Annotated in this window: 12 protein-coding genes and 2 riboswitches; of the genes, 10 read left to right on the forward strand and 2 right to left on the reverse strand. The window is 72.0% G+C overall.

Going from position 1 to position 9425, the window contains the following annotated elements:
• Positions 1 to 177: precorrin-6A/cobalt-precorrin-6A reductase (locus tag ACFFNX_RS32465; protein WP_378209700.1), on the reverse strand; the 177-nt coding region annotated here is incomplete at its 3' end.
• Between the two features lie 42 nt (positions 178 to 219).
• Between ACFFNX_RS32465 and cobF the strand changes: the two genes are divergently transcribed.
• From cobF to ACFFNX_RS32505, 8 genes are read left to right on the forward strand one after another with little or no spacing between them, the layout of a single operon-like run.
• Positions 220 to 1005, forward strand: coding sequence for a precorrin-6A synthase (deacetylating) (cobF, locus tag ACFFNX_RS32470; RefSeq protein ID WP_378209689.1), 786 nt, complete (start codon positions 220 to 222; stop codon positions 1003 to 1005).
• Positions 1006 to 1060: 55 nt separating this feature from the next.
• Complete coding sequence (locus tag ACFFNX_RS32475) at positions 1061 to 1813, forward strand: enoyl-CoA hydratase/isomerase family protein (protein ID WP_378209690.1); 753 nt, start codon at positions 1061 to 1063, stop codon at positions 1811 to 1813.
• Entirely contained in the window at positions 1810 to 3297 is a 1488-nt protein-coding gene (locus ACFFNX_RS32480; protein ID WP_378209691.1) for an AMP-binding protein, read from the forward strand. Before ACFFNX_RS32475 ends, ACFFNX_RS32480 begins: the two co-directional genes overlap by 4 nt.
• Positions 3294 to 3716 (forward strand): acyl-CoA thioesterase, encoded by a 423-nt coding sequence (locus tag ACFFNX_RS32485; protein WP_378209692.1) that lies wholly within the window; start codon positions 3294 to 3296, stop codon positions 3714 to 3716. The genes ACFFNX_RS32480 and ACFFNX_RS32485 overlap by 4 nt, the downstream gene beginning before the upstream one ends.
• The gene (locus ACFFNX_RS32490) at positions 3716 to 5302 is read left to right on the forward strand and encodes an amidohydrolase (RefSeq protein ID WP_378209693.1); all 1587 of its coding nucleotides are present in this window, start codon (positions 3716 to 3718) and stop codon (positions 5300 to 5302) included. The genes ACFFNX_RS32485 and ACFFNX_RS32490 overlap by 1 nt, the downstream gene beginning before the upstream one ends.
• On the forward strand, positions 5302 to 5748 hold the full coding sequence (locus ACFFNX_RS32495) for a GNAT family N-acetyltransferase (protein WP_378209694.1): 447 nt from the start codon (positions 5302 to 5304) through the stop codon (positions 5746 to 5748). Before ACFFNX_RS32490 ends, ACFFNX_RS32495 begins: the two co-directional genes overlap by 1 nt.
• On the forward strand, positions 5745 to 6398 hold the full coding sequence (locus ACFFNX_RS32500) for a TetR/AcrR family transcriptional regulator (protein ID WP_378209695.1): 654 nt from the start codon (positions 5745 to 5747) through the stop codon (positions 6396 to 6398). The genes ACFFNX_RS32495 and ACFFNX_RS32500 overlap by 4 nt, the downstream gene beginning before the upstream one ends.
• Positions 6399 to 6422: 24 nt before the next feature.
• Positions 6423 to 7331: a cobalamin-binding protein gene (locus ACFFNX_RS32505; protein ID WP_378209696.1), complete on the forward strand. Its 909-nt coding sequence runs from the start codon at positions 6423 to 6425 to the stop codon at positions 7329 to 7331.
• Here ACFFNX_RS32505 and ACFFNX_RS32510 read toward each other — a convergent pair.
• Positions 7297 to 7896 carry a histidine phosphatase family protein gene (locus tag ACFFNX_RS32510; protein WP_378209697.1) on the reverse strand — a complete coding sequence of 200 codons (600 nt, stop codon included), beginning with the start codon at positions 7894 to 7896 and terminating at the stop codon, positions 7297 to 7299. The genes ACFFNX_RS32505 and ACFFNX_RS32510 overlap by 35 nt on opposite strands.
• A gap of 24 nt (positions 7897 to 7920) precedes the next feature.
• Positions 7921 to 8093: riboswitch (cobalamin riboswitch) on the forward strand.
• A gap of 7 nt (positions 8094 to 8100) precedes the next feature.
• Between ACFFNX_RS32510 and ACFFNX_RS32515 the strand changes: the two genes are divergently transcribed.
• Both ACFFNX_RS32515 and ACFFNX_RS32520 read left to right on the forward strand, forming a co-directional pair.
• A complete protein-coding gene (locus tag ACFFNX_RS32515; RefSeq protein ID WP_378209698.1) occupies positions 8101 to 8316 on the forward strand; it encodes a CbtB domain-containing protein in 216 nt (71 codons plus the stop codon).
• A gap of 33 nt (positions 8317 to 8349) precedes the next feature.
• Positions 8350 to 9207: a CbtA family protein gene (locus tag ACFFNX_RS32520; RefSeq protein ID WP_378209699.1), complete on the forward strand. Its 858-nt coding sequence runs from the start codon at positions 8350 to 8352 to the stop codon at positions 9205 to 9207.
• 133 nt (positions 9208 to 9340) lie between these two features.
• A riboswitch (cobalamin riboswitch) is annotated at positions 9341 to 9425 on the forward strand. This riboswitch is flagged as partial in the annotation.

Genomic DNA, 9425 nt, shown 5'->3' on the forward strand with positions numbered 1-9425 from the left:
CCAGGCGGTGAGCCCGTCGCCACCGCCGAAGCCGCCGCCGCGGGTACGGCCCGCGGGCAGCGCGGGCTCGGCGACCCGCCCGGCCAGCGAGGTGATGACGTCGAATCCCGCCCGCCGCGTGAGCGCCGCGGCGAGCCGGCGACCCTCATTCGTGCCGCCGAGCAGCAGAACGCGCATCCCCCCACGTTAGGGCCACTGGGCTGGGACAAACTGGGCGGTATGAGGCAGATCATCGTGATCGGCATCGGCGCGGGCGACCCCGAGCAGGTGACCGTACAGGCCGTGAACGCCCTCAACCGCGTCGACGTGTTCTTCGTGCTCGGCAAGGGCGCGGTCAAGCAGGAGCTGACCGACCTCCGGCAGGAGATCCTCGACCGGTACGTGCGCGATCGCGACTACCGGATGGTGTGGGGACGTGACCCGGACCGCGACCGTACGGCCTCGGCGTACACCGAGGCCGTGGACGACTGGCGCCGTCGCCGCGCCGACGTCTGCGCGCGGCTGATCGCGGACAACCTGGAGGAGGGCGAGACCGGCGCCTTCCTGGTGTGGGGTGACCCGGCCCTGTACGACAGCACGCTGGCGATCCTCGCCGACGTGCACGAGCGCGGTGAGGTGCCGGTCGAGGTCGAGGTCGTGCCCGGCATCAGCAGCGTCTCGGCCCTCGCGGCGCGGCATCGGACGGGCCTCAACCAGGTCGGCGGGCCGGTGCAGATCACGACGGGCCGGCGTCTCGCGCGAGGATGGCCGGCGGGTGTGGACGACGTGGTGGTGATGCTCGACGCCCACACCGCCTTCGCCGAGCTCGCCGAGCCCGATGCCGACATCTTCTGGGGCGCCTACCTGGGCACACCGGACGAGATCCTCGTGTCGGGTCCGGTGGCCGAGGTCGCCGACCAGATCGTGTCGCTGCGCGCGGAGGCCCGGCGGCGCAAGGGCTGGATCATGGACACCTACCTGCTGCGCCGTCGGTCCCCGTTGACGCCCGGCGACGGCCGCACATAGCCTATCGATCGATCGATCGAGATGTTTGTGCAGGTCAATATAGCAGGGAGGTTCGGTGGCGTCTGTCGTGGAGTTCGCCGTCGAAGACGGCGTCGCACGGATCCGGCTCAACCGCCCGGAGCGGCTCAACGCCGTGGTCCCGGAGCTGGTGGACCAGCTCGTGCGGGCCCTGGCCCGGGCGCGGACGGAGCGGGTACGGGCCGCCGTGCTGGCCGGCAACGGCCGGGCGTTCTGCTCGGGCCACGACCTGAAGGCCGAGACGCCGGTGCTGGAGGCGGCGGCGAGCCGCGAGCGCCTCGACCGCATCCAGGAGGTCACGCGGGAGATCCGGCGCGCCCCGTTCCCGGTGATCGCCGCGGTGCACGGGTACGCCCTGGGCGCCGGCTGTGAGTTCGCCCTGGGCTGCGACCTGGTGGTGGCCGCCGAGAACGCGAAATTCGGCTTTCCGGAGGTCGGGGTCGGACTGAGCGTGACGGGTGGGATCTCCCGGCTGCTCACGGCCGCCGTCGGCGCGCTCAAGGCCAAGGAGCTGATCCTGCTCGGCGAGCACTTCGGCGCCGCGGAGGCCGCCGGGTTCGGGCTGGTCGCCCGGGTCGTCCCGGACGGCGAGCATGAGCGGACCGCGCTGGCACTCGCCGCCGACCTGGCCGCCAGGCCACCGTACGCCCTCACCCTCGCCAAGCACGCCATCGACCAGGGCATCGATGGCACGGTCGAGGACGCGTTCGCCCGCGAGGTCGCCGACGCTCAGCTCACCGAGTACGCCGGTGAGGCGGACCGGGTCCAGGAGGAGTGGCGCAGCCGATGACGACCGCGGACGTGGCGACATTGGTGGTGCGGGCCGCCGAACGTCGGCCGGACCGTACGGCGTGGACCTTCGACCAGATCGGGGAGTCGCTCACCTTCGGGCAGGTCGCCGACCGCAGCGAGGCGCTCGCCCGGACGCTCGCGGGGCTGGGCGTGCGGCGCCATGACCGGGTGGCGGCACTGCTGCCGAACATCCCGGACTTCCCGCTGCTGTGGCTGGCCCTGGCCCGTCTCGGCGCCGCCCTGGTCCCGGTCAACCTCAACTACCGCACCCACGACGCCGGCCACGTGCTGACCGACTCCGGGGCGAAGCTGCTGGTCACCACCGGTGCACACGCCGATCTGGCCGACCGGCTCGGCGTACCGGTCCACTACCTGGGGGATCGGGCGCCGGAGGCGGAGGTCCCGCTGGACCGGAGCCGGCCCGAGGACCTGCTCAACATCCAGTACACCTCCGGGACCACCGGCCTGCCCAAGGGCTGCCTGCTCTCGCACCGCTACTGGACGGCGCTCGCCGACAGCATGGTGACGGCCTTCCCCCATTTGGGCGAGACCGACATCATGCTCACCTGCCAGCCGTTCTCCTACATCGACCCGCAGTGGAACGTCCTGGCCGGACTGCGTTCCGGCGCCCACCTGGTGGTCCTGGACCGGTTCCACCCCGCCACCTTCTGGGACAAGGTCCGCGAGTACGGCGTGACCTACTTCTACTGCCTCGGCCTGATGCCGTCGCTCCTGCTGCGGATGCCGACCGACCCACATGACCGCGACCACGCGGTGCGCGCGATCCAGTGCTCGGCGATCCCGCCCACGCTCCACCGCGATCTGGAAGAACGCTGGGGCGTGCCGTGGCACGAGGCGTTCGGCATGACCGAGACCGGCGCCGACCTGCGGATCGGTCCGGACGACCACGACGAGACCGTCGGCACCGGCTGCGTCGGACGGCCGCTGGCCCACCGCGACGTCCGCATCGTCGACGAGGCCGACGAACCGGTCGAACGCGGCGTTGTCGGTGAGATCGTCCTGCGCGGGATCGGTCTCATGGACGGCTACCTCGGCCATGAGGAGGCGACCGCGCGTGCGTTCCGCCGCGGCTGGTTCCACACCGGTGACCTGGGCCGGATGGACGAGCAGGGTCGGGTCTACTACACCGGGCGGCTGAAGGACACGATCCGGCGCAGCGGGGAGAACATCTCCGCCGCCGAGGTCGAAGAGGTCCTGCTGCGACATCCGGCCGTCCGCGCCGCCGCGCTGGTGCCGGTCCCGGACGAACTGCGGGGGGAGGAGGCGATGGCATACGTCGCCACCGACGGGACGGTCTCGGCCGCCGAGCTGGCCGCCTACTGCGGCGAGCGCCTGGCCTACTTCAAGGTCCCGCGTTACTGGGAACTGCGCGACGCGCTGCCGATGACGGCCTCCGAGCGCGTGGCCAAGGGCGCGCTGCCCCGCGAGGCCGCCGGCGCCTACGACCGGGCGGCGTCATGAGCGCGACGAAGGCCCACTTCGCGTGGGACAGCCCGGTCTTCTTCGACGAGATGGACCCCAACGGCACACTGCACAACAGCCGCTTCGCGGTCCACGTCGAACGGGCCCTGTCGGCCTGGAACGAGGCCGAGGGCATGGGCTGGCAGCGCCTGGAGGACCGGCACGAGGACCTCCGGTACGCCGTGCGGGCGTTCGCGATCGAGTTCCACACGCCGGTCGTCGCGCCGGGCCCGATGCGGGTCGAGCTGTGGCTCGACCGGGTCGGGACGACCAGCGCGGTCCACCGCTTCCGCTGCGCCGCCCCGGCCGGGACACCGGAGTACGCGACCGGCCGGCGCACCATCGTCAAGATCGGCTCATCGGGCGCCGAGCCGTGGAGCCCCTGGTTCCGCACGCTCGCGGAAAGGTACGTGACCTGATGCGCATCGACACGATCCTGGCGAACCTGTCGGCCGTCACCGTCGACCCGACCCGCCCGTCGGCCCGCCGTATCGGCATCCACCACGGCCGGATCGTGGGCCTCGACGACGAGCTGGACGGCGTCACCGCCGCCGAGGTCGTCGATCTGGCCGGAGCGACGGTCGTGCCCGGCTTCGACGACGCGCACAACCACATGATCCTTTTCGGTCTCTCGCTGACCGAGCTCGACCTGTCCACCCCGCCGACGCACACCCTGGAGCAGGTGTACGACGCGGTCGCGGAACGCGCCCGCTCCCAGCCGCCGGGTACCTGGATCATCGGCTCCGGCTACGACCAGAACAAACTCGGCGGGCACCCCCACCGCGACCGTCTGGACGCGGTGGCGCCCGACCACCTGGTATGGCTCCGGCACACCTCCGCGCACATGTCGGTGGTGGGCGGCCGGCTGCTGCGCGAGATCGGAGACCGGCCGCCGGAGGGCGGCGTGGTCCACCCCGACACCGGGCTCCTGGAGGAGGCGGCGCAGCAGCTCGTCCGCGACCTGCGGTACCCGCTGCCGCGCGAGCAGCTCGTCCAGGCCATCGCGGCCGCGAGCGAGCGCTACCGCGCCGAGGGCATCACCTCCTGCACCGAGGCCGGCATCGGACTGGGCTGGATCGGCCATTCGCCGACCGAGGCCGCCGCCTATCAGGACGCCCTCGACACCGGCGCTCTCGGCGTCCGGGTACGCCTGATGGTCACCGGCGACACCATCCACGCCATCGAGGGCGCCCCGGGCGCGCTCGGGCTCGACCTGGGGTTGCGCACCGGGTTCGGCGATGACCGGCTGCGGCTGGGCGCGGTGAAGGTGTTCGCGGACGGTTCGCTCATCGGCCGGACCGCGGCGATGCACGATGACTACGCCGACCAGCCCGGCAACCGCGGCTACTTCCAGCTCCCCGCCGAGGAACTGCGCGAACGCATCGTCGGCGCGCACGCGGCGGGCTGGCAGGTGGCCGCCCACGCCATCGGCGACCGCGCCATCGACCTGGTTCTGGACGCCTTCGAGGAGGCGCAGACCCGGTTCCCGCGCCCCGATCCGCGGCACCGGATCGAACACTGCGGGGTGGCCCGCTCCGGCCAGGTCGCCCGCCTCGCCGAACTGGGCGTGGTCCCGGTGCCCCAGCACACCTTCGTCGGTCAGATCGGCGACGGCATGCGCGCGGCGCTGGGAGAGGAACGCGTGCGCGGGTGCTACCGGCACCGGTCCCTCCTCGACGCGGGGCTCGTCGTCCCCGGTAGCTCGGACCGGCCCGTCGTACGCGGGGCTCCGCTCCTCGGTATGCGCGCCATGGTCGGCCGCCGGACCGAGAGCGGCCGGCCGTTCGTCCCGGAGGAGGGAGTCACCCCTATGGAGGCGTTGCACGCCTACACCCTCGGCTCGGCCCACGCCGCGTTCGAGGAGGACCGCAAGGGCAGCATCACCACCGGCAAGCTCGCCGACCTCGCCGTGCTGTCCGCCGATCCCACGTCCACCGCCGCCGAGGACATCGCCGGCATCCGCGTGCTGGCCACGCTCGTCGGCGGACGACTCCAGGAGGCCTGATGTCCGTACGCCCGATCGAACCCGCCGACTTCGAGGAGATCTGCGCCCTGCTGCTGGCCCACGCGGCCCACGAAGGGGTCGCCGACCGGGTGCGGCTGGATCGGCAGGAGACCTACGACGCGCTGTTCGGGGACCATCCGGTCGCCAGGGCGCACATCGCCACGCCGCCGGACGCCCCGGATGTCATCGCCGGCTTCGCGCTGTGGTACCCGACGTTCTCCTCCTGGGACACCCGGGCCGGGATCTGGCTGGAGGACCTCTACATCAAACCCGAATACCGCCGGTACGGCCTGGGCCGCGAGCTGCTGTCCGCCCTGCGGTCACTGACCAGCGGTCGCGTCGAGTGGGACGTCGCGCACGGCAACGACGGGGCGGAGAAGTTCTACCGAAGCCTCGGCGCCGAGCCCGTCGGCGGCTGGACCCGCTACCGGTGGAGCGCCCCGTGAGCCGACCCCACCCGGACGGCCGGGTCCGCGCCGCCGCGGTCGCCCTGTTCGCCACCAAGGGTTTCCACGGAACGGGCATCCGCGAACTGGCCGACGCGGTCGGTCTGTCCTCGGCGACCCTCTACCACTACATGGGGACCAAGGAGGACCTGCTCGTCGACATCATGCAGACGAGCCTGGACCGGCTGCTCACCGCGGCCGGCCAGGTCCTGACGGAGTCGCCCTCACCGGTGGGTGCGATGAACGGCCTGGTGCGGACGCACGTCGTGGCCCACGCCCTGCGGAAGGCCGAGACGGCCGTGGTCGACACCGAGCTGCGCGCACTCTCACCGGAGCGCCGCCGTCCGATCACCGCGCTGCGCGATGAGTACGAGAACGTGTGGGGATCGGTCATCGAGAAGGGCCAGGCGTCCGGCTCCTTTCAGGTCCCCGACCTCTCGGTGGCACGGCTCGCCCTGCTGCAGATGTGCAGCGGCGTCGCCAACTGGTACAACCCGGGCGGCAGGCACGCCCTCGCCGAAATCGCCGACATGCACGCCCAGCTGAGCCTGGCGATGCTCGGCGCCGAGCCCGAACCCGGCCTGCCGCCCGCCGCCCACTACATCCACCTGGTCACCGGCATCTGGGGCGACGACGCCGCCCCGGGCTGAGCGCGCCTGAGTACCGTGGCGGGTATGCGCATCGTGTCGTTGCTGCCCGCCGCGACCGACATCGTCGCGGAGCTCGGGCTCGCCGGGCGGCTGGCGGGGCGTACGCACGAGTGCGACTGGCCGCCGGACGCGGTCGCCTCCGTGCCCGTGGTGACCGTGGCGGAACCCCTCACCGAGCGGATGAGCAGCCGGGAGATCTCCGACGCGGTCGGCGGCGCGTCCCACCAGGGGTCGTCGCTGTACGGCCTGGACACCGAACTGCTGGCCGAGCTCGCCCCCGACGTGGTGCTGACACAGGACCTCTGTGAGGTCTGCGCCGTCTCCTACGCCGGGGTGGCACAGGCGGTCCGTGTGCTGGAGGCCGCGCCACGCGTGATCAGCCTGGAGCCTCGGACCCTGGCCGACGTGCTGTCGTGCGTCGAGCGTGTCGGTGCGGCCCTCGACGTCCCGGGGGCCGCCGCCCGGCTCGTCGCGGGGCTGCGCGCCAGGCTGGAGAGGGTACGGGCCGCCGTGCCCGGCGGACGCCGGCCACGGGTGGCGGCGATCGAGTGGCTGGATCCGCTGTGGCCGGCCGGCCACTGGGTGCCCGACCAGATCGGCCTCGCGGGAGGCGCCCCGCTCATCGCCGAGGCGGGAGAGCACACCAGGCCGATGACCTGGGAGACGCTCCGCGCCGCCGAGCCCGAGGTGATCGTGCTCATGCCGTGCGGGTTCGGCCCGGAACGCACGGAGGCCGAGCAGGCGGTGCTGACGAGCCTGCCGGGGTGGGCCGAGCTGCCCGCCGTGCGCCAAGACCGGGTGTGGGTGCTCGACGGCCCCGCCTACTTCAACCGGCCGGGCCCCCGGGTGGTCCGCGGGGCCGAGATCCTCGCGCACGTCCTCCACGGAGTCTTCACCGTCACTCCGGATGAGGCACGGCGACTGCCGGTGTGAGCGGGTGACCGGTCTCGCGTAGCTGCCAGCGCCCGCCGTGGTGGGTCAGCCAGGTCTGGGACAGGGGGGCGGCGTCGAGCCGCCAGAAGCCCGCGGCCGGAGCGCCGAGGACGTGCAGGACGGCGGCGCGGACGACCGCCGGGTGGGTGATGGCCGCGATCCGGGCGGTCCCGGTGGGAAGCTCGTTCAGCCAGCGCGCCACACGGGCGAGGAGGCCGGTCAGCGACTCCCCGCCGTGTGGGGTCGCGTCGGGGTCGGTCAGCCAGGCGAACAGGTCCGCGGAGTGGTCCGCTTCCAGCTCGGTCAGGGTCGTGCCCCGCCATGCACCGATGTCCAGGTCGGCCAACGCGGGGTCGGTCACGGCGTCGAGGCCGAGCGCGGCGGCGGTCCGGCGGCAACGTTCCTCCGGGCCGCGACAGGCCGTCGTGATGCGGCGCAACGCGCCGTTCGCGGCGACGGCCGCCGCGGTGCCGTTCGGGTCGAGGGATACGTCGTCGGCGGGGAAGCGGGCCTGCCGGGTGGCCTCGGTGGCCGCGTGTGCCACCAGCACGAGTCGGACGGTCATAGGTCGCGTGACCTCCCCTGTCGATTGACGGCGTCGATCCCCGGTCGTACGATCCGGACGAACGTGATGGTAAGAGGAAGCCGGTGTAAATCCGGCACGGTCGCGCCACTGTGATCCGGCCCACGGGACGGGAAGTCAGACCCTCCGCCATCGAAGCGCTCCACCCGTGTCAGGGACGCCGGATCCCTTTAGGAGGCTCTTGCGATGACCACGTCGACGCTGCCCACCCCGCGTACGACTCCGGTCGTGGTGCCGGGTACCCGGGCGGCTCTGTGGCTGTTCGGCACCGTGCTGTTCTGCCTGGCCGCGTACTACTTCATCGGCGTCGACCAGGGTGCGACCTCGGTGTTCGGCAACAACATGTACATCCACGAGTTCGTTCACGACGCGCGTCACTTCCTCGGTTTCCCCTGCCACTGATCGACTCGCGACACCACATCTGAGGAGTGCGCCGTGGAACGGCGATTCATTGTGCGTGGGCTGCTCGTGGGTGCGATCGGCGGGGTTCTGGCGTTCGTGTTCGCGCGGATCTTCGCCGAGCCGCAGATCCAGCGGGCCATCGACTACGAGAGCGGACGCGACGCCGCGCAGGCGATGCTCGACAAGGCGGCCGGCATCACGCCGGAGGCCGCGGGCCCGGACCTTTTCAGCCGTACGATCCAGGCCAACGTGGGGATCGGCGTCGGCATCATCGTGTTCGGCGCCGCGATGGGCGGCCTGTACGCGGTGGCCTACCTGCTGGCCTGTGGCCGCACGGGCAACCTGCGGCCGCGGACGCTGGCGCTGCTGGTGGCGCTCGGCGGGTTCCTGGGCTTCTACCTGATCCCCTTCGTCAAGTACCCGGCCAACCCGCCCGCGATCGGTCATGAGGAGACGATCCGCGACCGGGGCGGGTTGTACCTGCTGATGGTCGGGTTCTCCATCGCGTTCCTGCTCCTGGCGGTCTGGCTCGGGCAGCGGCTCAAGCCCCGGTTCGGGAACTGGAACGCGACCCTGCTGGCCGGGCTGGCCTGCGTCGTCGCGCTCGGCATCGTGATGTTCGCGCTTCCCTCACTGGGGCACCTGTCGGCGAACGTCCACGAGTACGGCCGGCACGCGACGGAGACGCCGCTGCCGCTCAGGGACCCGCAGGGACAGGTCGTCTACCCGGGTTTCCCGGCGGACGTGCTGTTCTCCTTCCGCCTGTACTCGGTGGCCGCCCAGGCGATCATGTGGACCGCGATCGGCCTGTGCTTCGCGCCGATGGCCGAACGGCTGCTCGCACGTGCCGCCGCCGAACCCCGGACCGTGCAGGCGCCGGCCACGGCATAAGCCCCGCCACCCGGCCGTTCGAAGACTCCCGGCAGACCGTCTGCCGGGAGTCTTCGGTATGCGTTGGTACGGAAACCCCGTTGATGACACGCCCAATATCTGGGGGTGGTGTCGTGCTGCTGCCACTACATGTATGGTTCTTGGTGTTGCTGGTTCGCCTGCGCTTTGTGTGGTGGGTGTCGTAAGAGGGAACCCGGTGTGAGTCCGGGACTGCCCCG

Source organism: Actinoallomurus acaciae (assembly GCF_042429965.1).
Classification (GTDB): domain Bacteria; phylum Actinomycetota; class Actinomycetes; order Streptosporangiales; family Streptosporangiaceae; genus Actinoallomurus; species Actinoallomurus acaciae.

Coding starts and splice junctions, on each gene's coding strand:
- cobF (WP_378209689.1), top strand. CDS start 220: ATGAGGCAGATCATCGTGATCGGCATCGGCGCGGGCGACCCCGAGCAG.
- ACFFNX_RS32480 (WP_378209691.1), top strand. CDS start 1,810: ATGACGACCGCGGACGTGGCGACATTGGTGGTGCGGGCCGCCGAACGT.
- ACFFNX_RS32485 (WP_378209692.1), top strand. CDS start 3,294: ATGAGCGCGACGAAGGCCCACTTCGCGTGGGACAGCCCGGTCTTCTTC.
- ACFFNX_RS32490 (WP_378209693.1), top strand. CDS start 3,716: ATGCGCATCGACACGATCCTGGCGAACCTGTCGGCCGTCACCGTCGAC.
- ACFFNX_RS32495 (WP_378209694.1), top strand. CDS start 5,302: ATGTCCGTACGCCCGATCGAACCCGCCGACTTCGAGGAGATCTGCGCC.
- ACFFNX_RS32505 (WP_378209696.1), top strand. CDS start 6,423: ATGCGCATCGTGTCGTTGCTGCCCGCCGCGACCGACATCGTCGCGGAG.
- ACFFNX_RS32510 (WP_378209697.1), bottom strand. CDS start 7,896: ATGACCGTCCGACTCGTGCTGGTGGCACACGCGGCCACCGAGGCCACC.
- ACFFNX_RS32515 (WP_378209698.1), top strand. CDS start 8,101: ATGACCACGTCGACGCTGCCCACCCCGCGTACGACTCCGGTCGTGGTG.